15 protein-coding genes are annotated in these 16,413 nt (G+C 73.6%); 5 read left to right on the forward strand and 10 right to left on the reverse strand.

Features of this window, described 5'->3' with window-relative positions; genetic code table 11:
- Positions 1 to 66 precede the first annotated feature (66 nt).
- The 3 genes from ACFQLX_RS07290 to ACFQLX_RS07300 all read right to left on the reverse strand — a co-directional run bounded on the left by ACFQLX_RS07290 (position 67) and on the right by ACFQLX_RS07300 (position 2,372).
- Complete coding sequence (locus tag ACFQLX_RS07290) at positions 67 to 936, reverse strand: RNA polymerase sigma factor SigF (protein WP_386413227.1); 870 nt, start codon at positions 934 to 936, stop codon at positions 67 to 69.
- A 211-nt stretch (positions 937 to 1,147) separates the two neighbouring features.
- Complete coding sequence (locus tag ACFQLX_RS07295; protein WP_386413228.1) at positions 1,148 to 2,041, reverse strand: RNA polymerase sigma factor SigF; 894 nt, start codon at positions 2,039 to 2,041, stop codon at positions 1,148 to 1,150.
- 169 nt (positions 2,042 to 2,210) lie between these two features.
- Entirely contained in the window at positions 2,211 to 2,372 is a 162-nt protein-coding gene (locus tag ACFQLX_RS07300) for a hypothetical protein (protein ID WP_386413340.1), read from the reverse strand.
- Positions 2,373 to 2,830: 458 nt separating this feature from the next.
- Here ACFQLX_RS07300 and ACFQLX_RS07305 point away from each other — a divergent pair, with 458 nt between their 5' ends.
- Positions 2,831 to 3,079 (forward strand): hypothetical protein, encoded by a 249-nt coding sequence (locus tag ACFQLX_RS07305; RefSeq protein ID WP_386413229.1) that lies wholly within the window; start codon positions 2,831 to 2,833, stop codon positions 3,077 to 3,079.
- Between the two features lie 6 nt (positions 3,080 to 3,085).
- On the opposite strand, the gene ACFQLX_RS07310 is transcribed toward ACFQLX_RS07305, so the two are convergent.
- From ACFQLX_RS07310 to ACFQLX_RS07325, 4 genes are all read right to left on the reverse strand, one after another.
- Positions 3,086 to 4,027 carry a LysR family transcriptional regulator gene (locus ACFQLX_RS07310; protein WP_386413230.1) on the reverse strand — a complete coding sequence of 314 codons (942 nt, stop codon included), beginning with the start codon at positions 4,025 to 4,027 and terminating at the stop codon, positions 3,086 to 3,088.
- A gap of 299 nt (positions 4,028 to 4,326) precedes the next feature.
- On the reverse strand, positions 4,327 to 5,973 hold the full coding sequence (locus tag ACFQLX_RS07315) for a long-chain fatty acid--CoA ligase (RefSeq protein WP_386413231.1): 1,647 nt from the start codon (positions 5,971 to 5,973) through the stop codon (positions 4,327 to 4,329).
- Between the two features lie 143 nt (positions 5,974 to 6,116).
- A complete protein-coding gene (locus ACFQLX_RS07320) occupies positions 6,117 to 6,695 on the reverse strand; it encodes a SigE family RNA polymerase sigma factor (protein ID WP_386413232.1) in 579 nt (192 codons plus the stop codon).
- A 187-nt stretch (positions 6,696 to 6,882) separates the two neighbouring features.
- Complete coding sequence (locus tag ACFQLX_RS07325; protein ID WP_386413233.1) at positions 6,883 to 7,188, reverse strand: hypothetical protein; 306 nt, start codon at positions 7,186 to 7,188, stop codon at positions 6,883 to 6,885.
- Positions 7,189 to 7,404: 216 nt separating this feature from the next.
- On the opposite strand from ACFQLX_RS07325, the gene ACFQLX_RS07330 reads away from it, so the two are divergent.
- The 3 genes from ACFQLX_RS07330 (at position 7,405) to ACFQLX_RS07340 (ending at position 10,494) form a co-directional block, all read left to right on the forward strand.
- Positions 7,405 to 8,316: a bifunctional DNA primase/polymerase gene (locus ACFQLX_RS07330; RefSeq protein WP_386413234.1), complete on the forward strand. Its 912-nt coding sequence runs from the start codon at positions 7,405 to 7,407 to the stop codon at positions 8,314 to 8,316.
- Between the two features lie 75 nt (positions 8,317 to 8,391).
- Entirely contained in the window at positions 8,392 to 9,201 is an 810-nt protein-coding gene (locus ACFQLX_RS07335; RefSeq protein ID WP_386413235.1) for an SAM-dependent methyltransferase, read from the forward strand.
- Positions 9,202 to 9,276: 75 nt separating this feature from the next.
- The gene (locus ACFQLX_RS07340; protein ID WP_386413236.1) at positions 9,277 to 10,494 is read left to right on the forward strand and encodes a calcium:cation antiporter; all 1,218 of its coding nucleotides are present in this window, start codon (positions 9,277 to 9,279) and stop codon (positions 10,492 to 10,494) included.
- Between the two features lie 81 nt (positions 10,495 to 10,575).
- Here ACFQLX_RS07340 and ACFQLX_RS07345 read toward each other — a convergent pair whose 3' ends face one another.
- Positions 10,576 to 12,114, reverse strand: coding sequence for an aminopeptidase P family protein (locus ACFQLX_RS07345; RefSeq protein WP_386413331.1), 1,539 nt, complete (start codon positions 12,112 to 12,114; stop codon positions 10,576 to 10,578).
- An 89-nt stretch (positions 12,115 to 12,203) separates the two neighbouring features.
- Positions 12,204 to 13,658, reverse strand: a complete 1,455-nt coding sequence (locus ACFQLX_RS07350) for a PP2C family protein-serine/threonine phosphatase (protein ID WP_386413332.1) — start codon at positions 13,656 to 13,658, stop codon at positions 12,204 to 12,206.
- Positions 13,659 to 14,255: 597 nt separating this feature from the next.
- On the opposite strand from ACFQLX_RS07350, the gene ACFQLX_RS07355 reads away from it, so the two are divergent.
- On the forward strand, positions 14,256 to 14,978 hold the full coding sequence (locus tag ACFQLX_RS07355; protein ID WP_386413237.1) for a bifunctional DNA primase/polymerase: 723 nt from the start codon (positions 14,256 to 14,258) through the stop codon (positions 14,976 to 14,978).
- Between the two features lie 383 nt (positions 14,979 to 15,361).
- Here ACFQLX_RS07355 and ACFQLX_RS07360 read toward each other — a convergent pair whose 3' ends face one another.
- Entirely contained in the window at positions 15,362 to 16,333 is a 972-nt protein-coding gene (locus ACFQLX_RS07360) for a DUF5926 family protein (protein WP_386413238.1), read from the reverse strand.
- Positions 16,334 to 16,413 lie beyond the last annotated feature (80 nt).

Raw genomic sequence — 16,413 nt, forward strand, 5'->3', positions numbered from 1 at the left:
CGCACACCCGTGGGCCCCGCCCCCGCGCGGGGCCTCCCGGTGTCCGTACGACGCGGGCTGCGGGCCTCAGTCCGCCGTCAGGCCCTCGCGCAGCTGCGCCAGGGTGCGGGTGAGCAGCCGGGAGACGTGCATCTGCGAGATGCCCACCGTCTCGCCGATCTGCGACTGCGTCATGTTGGCGAAGAAGCGCAGCATGATGATCTGCCGCTCGCGCGCGGGCAGTCGGGCCAGCAGGGGCTTGAGCGACTCGCGGTACTCCACGCCCTCCAGCGCGCTGTCCTCGTAGCCGAGGCGGTCCGCGAGGGAGCCCTCGCCGCCGTCCTCCTCGGGGGAGGTGGAGTCCAGGGAGCTGGCGGTGTAGGCGTTGCCCACCGCGAGGCCGTCGACCACGTCCTCCTCCGATACCCCCAGGCAGCGGGCGAGTTCGGGGACGGTGGGCGAGCGGTCGTACTTCTGCGACAGCTCGTCGCTGGCCTTGGTCAGCGCCAGGCGAAGCTCCTGCAGCCGGCGCGGGACGCGCACCGACCAGCTGGTGTCGCGGAAGTAGCGCTTGATCTCGCCGATGACCGTCGGCATGGCGAAGGTCGGGAACTCCGTGCCGCGGCCGCAGTCGAAGCGGTCGATCGCCTTGATCAGGCCGATCGTGCCGACCTGGACGATGTCCTCCATCGGCTCGTTGCGGCTGCGGAAGCGGGCCGCCGCGTAGCGCACGAGGGGGAGGTTCAACTCGATGAGGGTGTCGCGGACATAGGTGCGCTCGGCGCTGTCCGGTGCCAGCTCGGCGAGCCGCAGGAACAGGGAGCGGGAGAGCGCGCGGGTGTCGATGGCGCCGCCGGTCGTCGGCAGGTTGCCGGTCGTGGTCACGGCGTCGGTCGCGGCCGCAATCGCCGGGTCGTCAACGGTGAGCACCTTGGAGCTGCCCAGTTCTACGGACATGCCACCCCCTTGAGGTCGCGGTCGGTTCGCAGCCTTCCTGCCGGGCGGCATCCGCCCGGTCGGTCCAGCCTCATCCTGAATACCGGAGGGCGGGCCGCGGCAAACACGGTTCCAGCAGAATGTCACAAGTCGGCAACACGCTGAAGCGCCAAATCGACATATCCGCGCTGATGGCAGCCCTGGGGACCGGAGCGGGCCCTACCCGTTCCGGTTACGAATCGATCTTGTTTGCGGACCGCAGCCGCGCGAAGCTCCGCGAGAGCAGCCGGGAGACGTGCATCTGGGAGACGCCCAGCTCAGCGCTGATCTGCGACTGCGTGAGGTTGCTGTAGTAGCGCAGCACCAGGATCCGCTGCTCGCGCTCGGGGAGTTGGACCAGCAGGTGCCGGACGAGGTCGCGGTGCTCGACGCCGACGAGCGCCGGGTCCTCGTAGCCGAGGCGGTCGAGCAGGCCGGGTGAACTCTCGCCCTCCTGTGCGGCCTCCAACGAGGCCGCGTGGTACGCCCGTCCGGCCTCGCGGCAGGCGAGCACCTCCTCCTCGGGGACGCCGAGGCGCTCGGAGACCTCCGCGACGGTGGGGTGGCGGCCGTGCAGGGTGGTGAGGTCCTCGGTGGCCCCGTTGACCTGCACCCACAGCTCGTGCAGCCGGCGCGGGACGTGGACGGTGCGCACGTTGTCCCTGAAGTAACGTTTGATCTCGCCGACCACGGTGGGCATGGCGAAGGTGGGGAACTGCACGCCGCGCTCCGGGTCGAAGCGGTCGATGGCGTTGATCAGGCCGATCGTGCCGACCTGGATCACGTCCTCCATCGGCTCGTTGCGGCTGCGGAAGCGGGCCGCCGCGTAGCGGACCATCGGCAGGTTCGCCTCGATCAGCGCGGCCCGGATCCGGGCGCGCTCGGGGGAGCCGGGCGGCAGTTGGGACAGCTCCTGGAAGAGCACCTGGGTCAGCGCCCGGGTGTCGGTGGGCCGCTGCCTGGGGGGCGTCTGCGGTGACACGGGCGGCCCTGGGGCGGGCGGCGCGGCGCTGGTCGACACGGACCGAACCACCCCTTCTGCATACCTAGTCAGCGGGGGACCCCGGAGATCAGCGGCGGCCCTCATGGGAACAAAACGGGAAAACCAGGAAAAGCGGTCATAGCATCACAAGAGATGTGCACTGTGCGCAAGCACCGCAATTCGTCGTGTTGACGATCGATGGGGTCGAACACCCCTTCCCATACGGTCAATTCGACCCCGGGCGGGCGGAGCCGACCGCCGCTCGGCCGGCCGGTCAGTTGACCAGCTCGCTCATGAAGTCGCCGATGCCCTCCGCCGCGTCCGCGAGGCCGCTGAAACCGACACCGACCAGCTCGGCGGAACGCTCCGGCGAGGTGATGATGGTGTACAGGACAAAGACGACCAAGATGGATATCGCCAGCTTCTTCACATCCACGATGCGCCCACAACCTCCCCGGCGGTCGCCCATGCGCCGCCCTCCGCCATCGGGCGAGTCTATCGATCGGCCTTGCGATTGACGGACGAAAGTCCCCTGCTCCCAGGTCTTTCGGCGCTCCGGATAAGGACCGGGGCAGGGCACCATGGAAAGCGAGCCCCCGGATCCGCCAGGAACCGGGCGCGCTCCGGGACGGCCTCACTGCGTGGCCGACGCGCGCCGCACTTCCCCCAGCGGCGCAGCGGGGCCTGACGGCCGTCCTCGTCGGGGGGAGGCGGCGCTGTCCCCCCGATGCCGCCTCTCCCCGTACCCCACCGATACGCAGTCACCGCACCAGCCCCACCCCGGAACGGCCGCTCACGGTCCGGACGTGGGGCTTTCGCATGTCCGGGGGCGGATCGCGGGGCGTGCTCCGTAAAGACCTGCGGCCATAAATCGAACAGCAGTAGCATTGCGGGGTGGCTGAAGCGATGAGGGAAACCCAGCAGCCCGAGGCCGAACTCGCCCGGGTGCGTGCCGATCTGACCGCGCTCTGGCGCACTCTGCCCTGGTCCACCGACCCCTTCCCCGGCCGCTGCGAGGACCTGGGCTGGCTGCGGGTGGAGCTGGTGGCCAGCCCTGCCTGGACCCCCGAGCAGCAGGCGGAGGTGGAGCGGCTGCGGGCCAGGGAGCGGGAGCTGGTGCTGTGGCTGGGGAGGGCGGCGTAGCGGCTGCTACGCCCCGGGGGGCGGCACCGCCCGCGGTCCGTACGCCCCCGGTACCAGCGGGCCGCGCTCGCGCTGGGCGTCCAGCGCCGCCTCGGCCAGGGCCCGTACGAGCGCGGTCTCGTGGGCCGTACGCCAGACCAGCGCCCAGCGCGAGTGCTCGGCGTCGCGGATGGGGACGAAGTCGATGTCCGCACGCGGGTAGTGCCGGGTGACCGGGGCGAAGACCACCGTGGCGCACAGCCCCGCGGCCACCATCGCGAACGCCTCCTGGATCGTCGCCGCCCGGGGCCCGGAGCGGATCGGCCGGCCGCCCGGGGTGTGCGCCGGGCGCAGGGTGCGCAGCCAGTAGTCCGGCACCGGGGCGGTGGGCTGCATCAGCTCGCAGTCGCCCAGGTCCTCCAGCGTGACGTACGGGCGCCCGGCGAGCGGGTGGCCGGGCGCGACTGCCAGCGCGACCGGCTCCACCAGCAGCTCGGGGCCCACCGTCAGGTCCGGCTCGCGTACCGGCAGCCAGGTCAGCTGCACGTCCACCTCGCCGGCCCGCAGCGGGCCGAAGGGGTCGCTGAAGTGGGCCTCGCGGAAGCTCAGTTCGCAGTGCGGGCGGCGCTCGCGGAAGAGCGCGGTGACGTGGGCGATGTCGTGGGCCAGCGGGCCCATGATGCCCAGGCTCAGCGTCCCGGCGGCCCCGCGCGCGGTCTCGGCGGCGCGCCGCAGCCCCTCGGTGATCTGCCGGTAGCCGGCGTCGAGGTCGGTGTGCAGGCGCTCGCCGATCGCGGTGAGGGTCACCCGGCGGCTGGTGCGCTCGAAGAGGGCGGCGCCGATCCGGCGCTCCTGCTTGGCGATGGCCTGGCTGACCCGCGCCTGGGAGATGTGCAGCCGCTCGGCCGTGCGGCCGAAGTGCAGCTCCTCGGCGAGCGTGAGGAAGATCTCGATGTCGCGCAGCTCCACCCGGCTTTTCCGCCTCCCGTCCGCATCCATAACTGGAGGGTTATTCAACCATCTCCGATATGGAGTTGATCAGGACATGATCTGCGGAAATGGTGGAGGTCCGATACGGGTGGCAGCCGCCACGGGGGTGCGGCTGCCCACCCGGGTCCCCCCTGGCGTCCAGGGCCCCCACCAGCCCGTATCCGTCCGCACCGGCACCGGCGGCACGCAGACGGCGGGGGCACGCAGACGGCGGGGGCCCGCCCACTGCAGCCGGGCAGGCCCCCACCTACGGTCATCGACCGTGACTCAGCGTAACGTCAGAGTGTGACGACTGTCAGCTCCCCGTCCGCGTAGCTCTTGCGCAGCGCCTTCTTGTCGAACTTGCCCACGCTCGTCTTGGGCACCGCCTCGATCAGCGTCCAGCGCTCCGGCAGCTGCCACTTCGCGATCCGCTCGCCGAGGAAGGCGCGCAGCTCCTCGAAGTCCAGCTCCGCGCCCGCCACGGGCACCACGGCGGCCAGCGGGCGCTCGTCCCACTTGGGGTCGGGGACGGCGACCACGGCGGCCTCCGCGACCTGCGGGTGCGCCATCAGCTCGTTCTCCAGCTCCACCGAGGAGATCCACTCGCCGCCGGACTTGATGACGTCCTTGGCGCGGTCGGTGAGCGTCAGGAAGCCGTCGGCGGTGATGGTGCCGACGTCGCCGGTACGCAGCCAGCCGTCCTCGCTGAACTTGTCCTCCGGGCGGAAGGGCTCACCCTGCGCGCCGCCGTAGTACGCCCCCGCGATCCACGGGCCGCGCACCTCCAGCTCGCCGGCCGCCGCGCCGTCCCAGGGCTGCACCGTGCCGTCGGGGCCGACCAGGCGCGCCTCGACGGAGGCGGCGAAGCGGCCCTGGGTGAGGCGGTAGGCGAACTCCTCCTCGCCGTCGACGCCGGGCGGCGCGTAGCAGACCGTGCCCAGCGGGGAGGTCTCCGTCATGCCCCAGGCGTGGACCAGGCGGATGCCGTGGCGCTCGTCGAACGCCTTCATCAGCGCCGGCGGGCAGGCGGAGCCGCCGATGATGACGCGGCTGAGGGAGGAGGTGTCGCGCGGCTTGGCGTCCAGCTCGGCCAGCAGTCCCTGCCAGATGGTCGGCACGGCGCCGGAGATGGTCGGGCGGAGCTGCTCGATCATGTCGGCCAGCGGGGCCGGCTGCAGGAAGCGGTCGGGCATCAGCAGCGAGGCGCCGGCCATGAACGCGGCGTGCGGCAGCCCCCAGGCGTTGACGTGGAACATCGGCACGACGGGCAGCGCGAGGTCGGCCGGGGTGAGGCCGAAGGACTCGGCGGAGTTGACCTGCATGCAGTGCAGGTAGACCGAACGGTGGCTGTAGAGCACGCCCTTGGGGTCGCCGGTGGTGCCGGAGGTGTAGCACAGCGCGGCGGCCTCGCGCTCGTCGATCTCGGGCCAGTCGTACGTCTCGGGGCGGCCGGCGATCAGCTCCTCGTACTCGTGGACCCGCACGCCCAGGCCCTCCAGCGGGGTGCGGTCGCCGACGCCGGCGACGACCACGTGCTCGACGCTCTTGAGGTGCGGCAGCAGCGGTGCGAGCAGCGGGATCAGGGTGCCGTTGGCGATGACGACGCGGTCCGCCGCGTGGTTGACGATCCACGCCAACTGGGCGGGCGGCAGGCGGAGGTTGAGGGTGTGCAGCACGGCGCCGGCGGCGGGGATCGCCAGGTACGCCTCCAGGTGCTCGGCGTTGTTCCAGGCCAGGGTGGCGACCGGCTCCTGCGGGCGGACGCCCAGCTCGTCGCGGAGGGCGTGGGCGAGCTGTGCGGCGCGGGCGCCCACCTCGGCGAAGGAGCGCTCCTGCGGCTCCCCGCCGGTCCAGGTGACGACCTTCGCGCGGCCGTGGACCGTGGACCCGTGGGTCAGGATCCGCGAGACGGTCAGGGGTACGTCCTGCATCGTGCTCAGCACGTGGGCCTCCAGGCGGCGGTATGGGAGGCGCTGATTCACGGAACGGAAAAGCGCCAGCAATCACTGGCGCTGATTGTGCCGTCCGGGGGTCGGATTGTCACCGGTTCGGCCCCATGAAGTCCCGGCCCCGCCCCGCCCCCGCGCTAGGCGGCGGCCACCAGCTCCTCCAGCCCCGCGTCCTCCCGCAGCTTGGCCAGCGCGCGCGAGACGGCGCTCTTGACCGTACCGACCGAGACCCCGAGCAGCTCGGCGGTGCGGACCTCGCTCAGGTCCTCGTAGTAGCGCAGCACCACCATCGCCCGCTGCCGCGCCGGCAGCCGCAGCACCGCCCGCCACACCGCGTCGCGCACCGCCTGGCGCTCGGCCGGGTCGCCGCAGCGCGCGGACCGCGGCGCGGCGGCCGGCTCGGGCGACTCGGGCAGCTCGTCGCCCGCCGCGAACTCCGCCACCCGCCGCCGGCGCCACTGCGAGGTACGGGTGTTGAGCAGCGCGCGGCGGACGTAGCCGTCCAGGGCGCGCGGGTCCTCGATCCGCTCCCAGGCGAGGTAGGTGCTGGTGAGCGCGGTCTGCAGCAGGTCCTCGGCGTCCGCCGGGTTGGGCGTCATGGCACGCGCGGTGCGCAGCAGGACCGGGCCGCGCTCGGTGACGTACGAGGTGAACGTCGGCCGGGGCGGGAGGGCGCCGGGGGCGGTGTCGGCGCTGCGGCGCAGGGTGGCGGTCATAGCGTCCACGCTAGGAGCCGGGCACCCGGCGCGGGATCGGCCAAAGGTCGCGAGCGCGGCTCCGCCTCAGGGAGTAGGGGTGGGGCCCGCCCCACCTCCTGAGGTCGGAGAAGCCCCGGCCCCGTCCCTGACACGCGGCGGCCGCGTCCCTCGGGGGACGCGGCCGCCTGGGCTCGTACGGGCGGGCTTACCAGAGCTTGGAGAAGAGGATCGTCGTCTCGCTCTGGTCGATGTAGTTGCCCCAGCCGATGACGTTGGCCGAGTTGCTCTTGTTCGAGCCGCCGCCCAGGGCCACCTGCTGGACCTGGGAGTTGATGCCTCCGCTCTTGCCCTTCACGGACAGGGACTGGCCGACGTTGGCGGCGTTGGAGAAGCCGTGGGCGAAGGCGCCGTCGTCCGCATGGGCGATGCCGCCCATCATCGCTGCGGCGAGCGGGATCGAGGCCACGGCGGCGATGAGGCGAGCGGTGCGGATCGATGCCATGTGGGCCATGTGGAATGCCTCCCGTAAGGATGGAAGTCGAGCTGGTACCGGGGCGGTTGGCCGGCCTCCCGGCTGCGGGTTGCGACGTCGCGGAGACATCTCTGCCCGGCGATAGGGGACTTATCGCAGCAGATACCTCGAATCCCCCGCAGGCGTGAGCGCAGGCCCGCAAACCTCCCGCCCCACCCCCTTCCGATCATCGAACGTTCGTACGAATATAGGGGTATGGACGGACCTGTTTCGGCCCATTCCCCCGCGCTGGCCGCGGCCCTCGCCGCCGCCCGCCACCAGCTGCCCGTCTTCCCCCTCTCCCGCACCAAGCAGCCCGCGATCCCCTCCCCGCACCGCGGCGCCCCTCCCGGCGGGGAGCCCCCCGCCCCCTGCCGCGGCGAGTGCGGCCTCCCGGGCCACGGCGTCCACGACGCCACCACCGACCCCGCCGCACTGCGCGCCCTCTTCGCCGCCGCCCCCTGGGCCACCGGCTACGGCATCGCCTGCTGCCGGCCGCCGCACCACCTCATCGGCGTCGACCTGGACGTCAAGCACGGCGCCGACAGCCTCGCCGCGCTCCAAGCCCTGGGCGGAGTCCACGGGTTCACCCTCCCGGAGACCGTCGTCGTCGCCACCCCCAGCGGGGGCCTGCACCTGTGGTTCACCGGGCCGCCGGACGCCGCCGTCCCCAACTCCGCCTCCCGGCTGGCCCCCGGCATCGACGTCCGCGGCCGCGGCGGCTACCTCACCGGCCCCGGCTCGCGCACCCTCGCCGGCGGCTACCGCCTCGCTGCGGGCTCCGCCCTCTTCCCCGCCCCTGTCCCCGCCGCCCTCCTGCGCCTGCTCACCGCGCCGCCCACCCCGACGGCGCCACCGCCCCGCCGCGCCCCCGGCCCTCCCCGCACCCCCGACGCCCGCGCCGAGGCGCTGGTGCGCTTCGTCCAGCGCTCGCGCCCCGGGGAGCGCAACGCCCGGCTGTTCTGGGCGGCCTGCCGGGCGTACGAGTCCGGGCACGGCAGCTCCCTCGCGCAGACCCTCGTGGACGCCGCCACCGCCACCGGCCTCACCCCCCGCGAGGCCCGCGCCGCCGTCGATTCCGCCGCCCGCCACCAGCGCCGCGACCGTTTCCCGCCATCTGCCTGCTGAGTCCCAACCCGCCCCGTTACCTTGAGCGTTGAACGAACGCGCGTGCCCCGCCGACCTCTTTGCAATGGAGACCACGTGACCACCCACGCCGCCCAGCCCGACCCCGTGATCGACACGACCGTCCCGCACTCCCCCCGGATCTGGAACTACTGGCTCGGCGGCAAGGACAACTACGAGGTCGACCGCGTGGTGGGCGACCAGTTCTGCGAGATCTACCCGGACATCGTCCCCGTCGCCCGCCACTCGCGCGCCTTCCTCAGCCGCGCCGTGGCGCACCTCGCGGGCGAGGCGGGCGTCCGGCAGTTCCTCGACATCGGTACGGGCCTGCCCACCCTGGACAACACCCACGAGGTCGCCCAGCGCACCGCCCCCGACGCGCGCATCGTCTACGTCGACAACGACCCCATCGTCCTGGCCCACGCCCGCGCCCTGCTCACCTCCAGCCCGGACGGCGTCACCCGGTACATCGACGCCGACCTGCGCGACCCCGACCGCATCGTCGCCGAGGCGGGCGCGATCCTGGACTTCGACCAGCCCATCGCCCTGATGCTGCTCAACATCCTCGGCCACATCGAGGACACCGGCGAGGCCCGCTCCATCGTCAAGCGCCTGCTGGCCGCCCTGCCCGCCGGCAGCTACCTGGTCACCGCCGACGGTACGAGCGAGGTCACCGGCGCGGCCTTCGAGCGGGCCATCGAGATCTGGAACGAGGTCGGCCGGCCCACGTACCACCTGCGCACCCCCGCGGAGCTGGCCGGCTTCCACGAGGACAACGAGCTGCTGGAGCCGGGCGTGGTCTCCTGCTCGCGCTGGCGGCCGGTGGAGAACCCCTTCGGGCTGCCCGCACAGGTCGACGAGTTCTGCGCGGTGAGCCGCAAGCCGTAGGCGCGGCGGCGGGCGGCGTCACCCGCCCACCCGCCCCCGCGTGCGCGCGGACCCCCCGACCGGGAGGGTCGGGGCATGGCCTCCGCTTCCCCCTCCCCGCTGCTGCGCCTGTGGCCCGCGGCGGTCCCCGCCCTCGCCCTCGTGGTCCTCGCCGCCTGCTGGGGCCGCGACCTGGCCGGCTGGGGGATCGCCCTGGTCGGGCTGGCGCTGGTCGGCGCGGTGGTCGCCGCCGTCCACCACGCCGAGGTCGTCGCCCACCGGGTCGGGGAGCCCTTCGGCACCCTGGTCCTGGCCGTCGCCGTCACGCTCATCGAGGTCGGCCTGATCATCACCCTGATGGTCTCCGGCGGCAGCGAGGCGGACTCCCTGGCCCGCGACACGGTCTTCGCCGCCGTGATGATCACCTGCAACGGGGTGGCGGGCGCCGCGCTGCTGGTCGCCTCGCTGCGCTACCGCACCGCCGTGTTCAACGCCGAGGGGGCCGGCGCGCTGCTGGCCACGGTGATCACCCTGGCCACGCTCACCCTCGTACTGCCGCGCTACACCTCCAGCCAGAACGGCCCGGAGTACTCCCCGCCGCAGCTCGCCTACGCCGCCATCGCCTCGCTGCTGCTCTACGGGGTCTTCGTGCTGGTCCAGACGGTCCGCCACCGCGAGCACTTCGTCCCGGTCCGCTCCTACGAGCCCGCGCCCCCGCCCGCCGACGCCCGCCCCTCCCCCGTCCCCGCCACCGCCACCCCGCACGCCCCCACCACCGCCCCAGACACTCCGGCCGAGCGCTGCCGCGACCGCTACCCCGGCGACTACGAGCCCGGCGACCACGGCCCGCGCCCCACCCCCCGCCAGGCGTGGACCAGCCTGGCCCTGCTGCTGCTCGCGCTGATCGCCGTGGTCGGCCTGGCCAAGCTCGCCTCCCCGGCGCTGAAGTCGGCCGTCGACTCCGCCGGCCTGCCCGCCGCCGTGGTCGGCGTCGTCATCGCGCTGCTGGTCCTGGCGCCCGAGACGATCACAGCGGTACGGGCCGCGGCCCGCGACGAGGTGCAGACCAGCCTGAACCTGGCCTACGGCTCCGCGGTCGCCAGCATCGGCCTGACCATCCCGGTGATCGCGCTGGCCTCCATCTGGATCGACGGCAAGCTGCTGCTGGGCCTGGGCGCCACCCATCTGGTGCTGCTCGTGCTGACCGCGATCGTCGGCACCCTCACGGTCGTCATGGGCCGCGCGACGCTGCTGCAGGCGGGGGTGCACCTGGTGGTCTTCGCCTCGTTCGTCTTCCTGGCGGTCAACCCCTGACCCCGCGCCGGGCCGCCTGCGAAAAAAGCCCGAGGGCCGGCGGGGACTCCCCGCCGGCCCTCGGTGCGCACCGCCGGGGACTCAGCCCCGACGCAGGCGCGCCATCCACTCCTCGACCTCGTCGGCGCGGCGCGGCAGCCCCGCCGAGAGGTTCACGTTGCCGTCCTCGGTGACCAGGATGTCGTCCTCGATGCGCACACCGATGCCCCGGTACTCCTCCGGCACCGTCAGGTCGTCGGCCTGGAAGTACAGCCCCGGCTCCACGGTCAGCACCACGCCCGGCTCCAGCTCGCTGTTGACGTACTGCTCGGTGCGCGCGGCGGCGCAGTCGTGCACGTCCAGGCCGAGCATGTGGCCCGTGCCGTGCAGCGTCCAGCGGCGCTGCAGCCCCAGCTCCAGCACCTTCTCCACGTCCAGGTCGCCCAGCAGCCCCCAGGACACCAGCCGCTCGGCCAGCACCCGCTGGGCGGCGTCGTGGAAGTCGCGGTACGGGGCACCCGGCTTCACGGCCGCGATGCCGGCCTCCTGGGCGTCGTAGACCGCGTCGTAGATGCGGCGCTGCAGCGCGGTGAAGCGGCCGTCGACCGGGAGGGTACGGGTCACGTCGGCGGTGTAGTAGCTGCGCGTCTCCACACCCGCGTCCAGCAGCAGCAGGTCGCCGGAGCGCACGGGGCCGTCGTTGCGCACCCAGTGCAGGGTGGTGGCGTGCGGGCCGGAGGCGCAGATGGAGCCGTAGCCGACGTCGTTGCCCTCGATACGGGCGCGCAGGAAGAACGTGCCCTCGATGTAGCGCTCGGAGGTGGCCTCGGCCTTGTCGAGCACCTTCACGACGTCCTCGAAGCCGCGGGCGGTGGCCTCGCAGGCGAAGCGCAGCTCGCCGATCTCCCAGGCGTCCTTCACCCGGCGCAGCTCGGAGAGGTGGACGCGGAACTCCTCGTCGCGCTCGGCGGTCACCTTGTCGGTGAGCGCCGACTCGATCACGGTGTCGTAGCCGCGCAGCACCCGCACCGGGCCGGTGGCCCCGGTCAGCGCCTCGGGCAGCTCGCGGACGTCCTTCACCGCGAGGCCCAGCAGCTTCTCGTTCTCGGTGAGGCTGTTGCGGCGGCCGACCCACAGCTCGCCCTGGCCGGAGAGCCAGAACTCGCCGTTCTCGCGGTCGGAGCGCGGCAGCAGGTAGGCGGTGGCCTCGTGGCCGGCGCCGTCCTTGGCGGGCTCCAGCACCAGTACGCCGTTCTCCGTGTCGTCGCCGGTGAGGTAGACGTAGTCGGAGGAGGGGCGGAAGGCGTAGTCGGTGTCGTTGGCGCGGACCTTCAGGCGGCCCGCCGGGATCACCAGGCGCTCGCCGGGGAAGGCGGCGGACAGCGCGGCGCGGCGGCGCGCGGTGTGCCCGGCCTGCTCGATGGGCTCCAGCACGTGGCGCTCGGTGTCGGCCCAGCCCTGCTTCATGTTCTCGGCGAGTTCGTCGGAGACGCCCGGGTACAGCCCGTTCTTGCGCTGCTTGAGCGCCTCGGCCTGCTCACCCTCGGTGGTCTCCGGGGCATCCGGGCCGACCGACTCGCCCAGCTCCGTCTGCCCGTCCCGGTTCTCGGTCGTCCGCTCCGTCACTGCTGCCTCCTGAATCGATACGTCCCCGTCCATCGTATGGGGGAATCCGACAGGTCAGGGCAGCGCGGCGGCGGGAAAGGGGCTACGGGGCGGTCCTGCCGCGCTCAGCGCGTCAGCTGCACCGCCAGCAGCACCACGTCCTCCGGATGGTCCTGGTCCTGCGCCCTGCCGTCGGGGCCGTCCGGCAGCATCACCCGCAGCACGTGGTCGGCCAGCAGCTGCGGATCCTGGCGGGCCGGGGGCGGGGCGCACGACGCCGCCTGGTGCAGCCGGCTCAGCGCCCGCTCCATCGGCTCGCCGCTGCGGTGCAGCAGGCCGTCGGTGTAGAGCAGCACCGTCTCGCCGGGGGCGGGGTCGATGTCGATGCTCGGCGCCTCCCAGCAGGCGAGCATGCCCAGCGGGGCGGACAGGGTGGTCTCGGCGAACTCGGTGCGCCTGTCGCCGGTGATCAGCGGCGGGCAGTGCCCCGCCCCGGCCAGCACCAGCCGCCGGCTGCCCGGCTCGACGTGCGCGTAGAGCGCGGTGGCGGTGCGCCGGCCCTCGGTCTGGCGCATCAGCAGCTCCAGGTCGGACAGGACCGCGACCGGGTCCTCCCCCTCCATCACCGCGTACGCCCGCAGGCCCGCCCGCAGCCGCCCCATCGCGGCCACCGCGGCGGCGCCGCTGCCGGTGACCGAGCCGAGTGCCAGGCCCAACGCGCCGTCGGAGAGCGGCAGTACGTCGTACCAGTCGCCGCCGCCGCGCGGGCCCGTGCAGTGCCGGACGGCCAGTCGGGCGCCCGGCACCTGCGGCAGCCGGGGGGGCAGCAGCCCCTCGCGCAGCAGCAGCAGCGCCTGCTGGGTGCGGCGCAGCTCCACCCGCCGGGCCAGGCTCTCGGCGGCGTGGCACAGGTAGAGGGCCAGGAGCTGGCGGCGCCCGTCGGGCGGGACCGTCGGCTCGTCGAAGAGCCAGACGGCCGCGCCGAGCACCGCGCCGGAGCGGGTCACCAGCGGCACCGCGTAGCTGGCGCCGCAGCCCAGGCGGGCGGCGACCTCGCGGTGGCGCGGGTCCAGGTCCGGCTCCTGGGCGAGGTCGGGGTGGAGGATCTCCGCCGCGGGCCGGCCGGGGGCGTCGATCAGCAGCTCGCAGGGCGCGGAGTGGCGCGGGATGGTCTCGATCGCGCCCAACTCGGAGCGGCTGAGCCCCAGTCCGACGTGCGCGATGGGGCCGAGGCCGTCGGCGGGGCGCAGCACCACGAAGCCGCGCCGGGCGCCCACCAGCAGCGCGCCGGCCCGCAGCACCTCGTGCAGCGCGTCGTCCAGGCCGGCGGTGTGGGAGAGGGAGGAGGTCAGCTCGTGCAGGGTCGTCAGGTCCGCGATCCACGAGGTCAGGGCGCCCCGGTCGGCGTCCTCCCCCGCCCCGCCGGGCGCGCCCACCGCGCGGGGCCCCTCGGCGCCGGCCTGGGCGGCGGCCGCCGCCGGGGGCGCGAGGGGCGCGCGGGGCAGGTCGATTCCCGCCACATTCGGCAGCGACGGGGTGCTCAAGGGAGCCGCCGTCCGATCACGGCCGGCCCGTGCCATGCGCTCGTCAGCATCACTAGCCACCCCGTGCCCGTAGATGAATGCCGCCAGCTACCCGGCTGACAGTGCGTCCACATTTACACGTACCGGTGACGCGATGTCCAGTGTTGTCGGCTTGCGGCAGGGTGCGTCTGAAGTGTCCTGGGAACACCTGTGGGATTGGCTGAAAAGCGCCCCTTGCCGCGGGGTGTTGCGGTCTGCTGGGCATGAGTTCTACGGTCTCGAAGACACGCCCCGGAACCCGCGGGGCGTACCGGAGCGTCATACCCGAGGAACGGTGTGACCCCTGCGAACGGCTCCTCCGGGGGGAGGGCGGCAGGGCGTCTCGAGTACTGTCCGCGTGCCGCGCCCGGATCGGGCGGCCCGTGCAGCATGCTCAGGGGGCGGGCACGCGGTCGGCACGTCGGCAACCAGCTTCAGGGCAGCGGGTGTTCATGCCCGCACTCCGCCCGGCAGTCAGGCACGTCAGTCAGTCCTGTTCTAGTCCTGTTCTAGTCCTGTTCCGAGCTGGCCCTGGACCGGACCAGCGGTCCACGCAGGTGCGCGCGACACCCGCCGCACCCCCGTCGCGGGAACGATCGAGGAGGCGGTGCGCTGATGCGCGAGACCCCCGGAAGACGCATGCGGCGCAGGCTCGGACTCCCCGGGAGTACGGGCTCCGCGCTGCCGGCCGCGGCCTTCGACTACGCCGCCGGCTTCGGCTGGCGCGTCCTGCCCGGCGCGAGCCCGGCCCCCCGGCGCGAGCCGGAGGTCCCGTTCCTCGTACGGCGCGCCGCGGCCCGCCCCGCTCCGGTGCGCTGTTCGTGCCCCGTCCCCGACTGCCCGCAGCCCGGGGCGCACCCCCTCGATCCGCCGCTGCCGGCCGCCACCGCCGATCCGCGCATGGTGCGCTGGTGGTGGCGGGTACGCCCGCAGGCGTCCCTGCTGCTGGCCACCGGCGGCCGCGGCCCGAGCGCCGTCAGCCTCCCCGCTCCGGCCGGCGCGCAGGCACTGCGCGCCCTGGACAGGCGCGGGGTGCGCACCGGCCCCGTGGTGGCCACGCCACAACGCTGGGCACTGCTGGTGGCCCCGTACAGCCTGGCCGAACTGGGCGAGCTGCTCTACGAGTTGGAGTGGGTCCCCCCCACCCTGCGCTTCCACGGCGACGGCGGCTACCTGGCCCTCCCCCCCACGACATGCGGAGCAGCCCGAACACACTGGGAACGCCCCCCGCAGACAGGCCCGACCACAGCCCCCTGGCTACCGGAGGTATCCACGGTAATCAACGAACTGGTAGCGGCAGGCGCGGCAATGAGCCCCTCAGAACAGAACGGCCGCTAAGCCTTATAGCTCACCCCGGAGAGCGGCGTCCGGTGCGTGCTCTCGGCGTGCGGTGGATCAGGTCATGTGGCGGAGCCACCTGTCCTGATTCGCCGTGCGGCCGGGGGTACCCCCTGCTCGAAGAGCTTGGGGGCGCGTGCCGGGCGTTGCGAAAACCCGGTCGCTGGCGACGGGGGATGCACCAGCGACCGGGCGTATGAGTGACCGTAACAAGGAATCGGCGATACGCAAATTGCCGGCCGGCCTCCGATCGCGGCTTTCCCGACCGGAGTGACCAATGCCATAGCGCCCTTGTGCGGTGCGTGTCCGGACCGTCGCCGCAGGGTGACGAAGCGCCCGCGGCGGCGGTCGGTCCGCGCGGGGGGAGGCCCCGCGCGGATCGCTCAACTCAGCGTGATCTGCCGGTTGGTGAGGCTGCTGCGCGCACCGCGCTCGGCCGCGGTCAGCGGACCGGTCGCGGTCAGTGCCCCGGTCAGGCGCTCGGCGAAGGCGGCGGCCGGCTTCTCGCAGTCCTCGGCGGTCATCGTCGTGGGCAGGTCCCAGACCGGTACGAGCAGGCCGTGCGCCCGGAAGGAGCCGACCAGGCGGGTGCCCTCGCCGAGCGAGGACTCGCCGGCCGCGTGCAGCCGGGCCAGCGCGTCCAGGAGGCGGTCCTCCTCGTGCGGCATCACCCAGCGCAGGTGGTTCTTCTCCGGGGTCTCGCACCAGTAGGCCGACTCCACGCCCGCCAGTCGTACGGTCGGCAGCGCGGCGGCGTTGGCCCGCTCCAGGGAGGCGGCGACCTCGCCGGAGGCGGCGTCGGCGTCCTCGATCCAGAACTCGAAGCCCGGGTGCACCCGCGGCTCGAACGGGGCCTCGGTGTCGAGGAGTTCCTGCAGCCCGGGGCCGTCGGCGGCGCCCGCGACGGCGGCCACCGGGGTGCCGGGCTCGGCGGCGAGGGCGGCGGTCAGCACGGCGGCGAGGTCGCGGCTGATGTCGTCGCCGGGGGTGTCGTTCTGCAGGCCGATCAGAACCGCGCCGTTCTCGCGGCGCAGTGCGGGCCAGGCCATCGGCAGCACGGTCGCCAGGGTGACGGAGGGGACGCCCTCGGGGAGGCCGTCCTTCAGGGTCAGCTCCACGGTGGCGGCGGGGACCAGTTCGCGCAGGGCGATCCAGTCGCACTCCGCCGGCAGCCCTTCGAAGGGGCGGCGCGCGGGCCCCGCGGCGCTGTCGGCGGCGCGGCCGTGGCACGCCTTGTAGCGGCGGCCGGAGCCGCACGGGCAGGGCTCGCGGGCACCGACGACGGGGATCTCGCCCGCGGTGGCCTGGGGCCGGTTGCTTGCTGCCTGGGGCTGCGGGCGGCGCTTCTTGGCCATGCTTGTCGGTCTCCCGGATCCTGCGCGCGGTGTGCCGCGGCGGCGGCTCGTACGCGCGCGAGCTTAGCCGCTTTCCCGGG

It is taken from the genome of Streptomyces polyrhachis (genome assembly GCF_042663125.1).
GTDB lineage: Bacteria > Actinomycetota > Actinomycetes > Streptomycetales > Streptomycetaceae > Streptomyces > Streptomyces polyrhachii.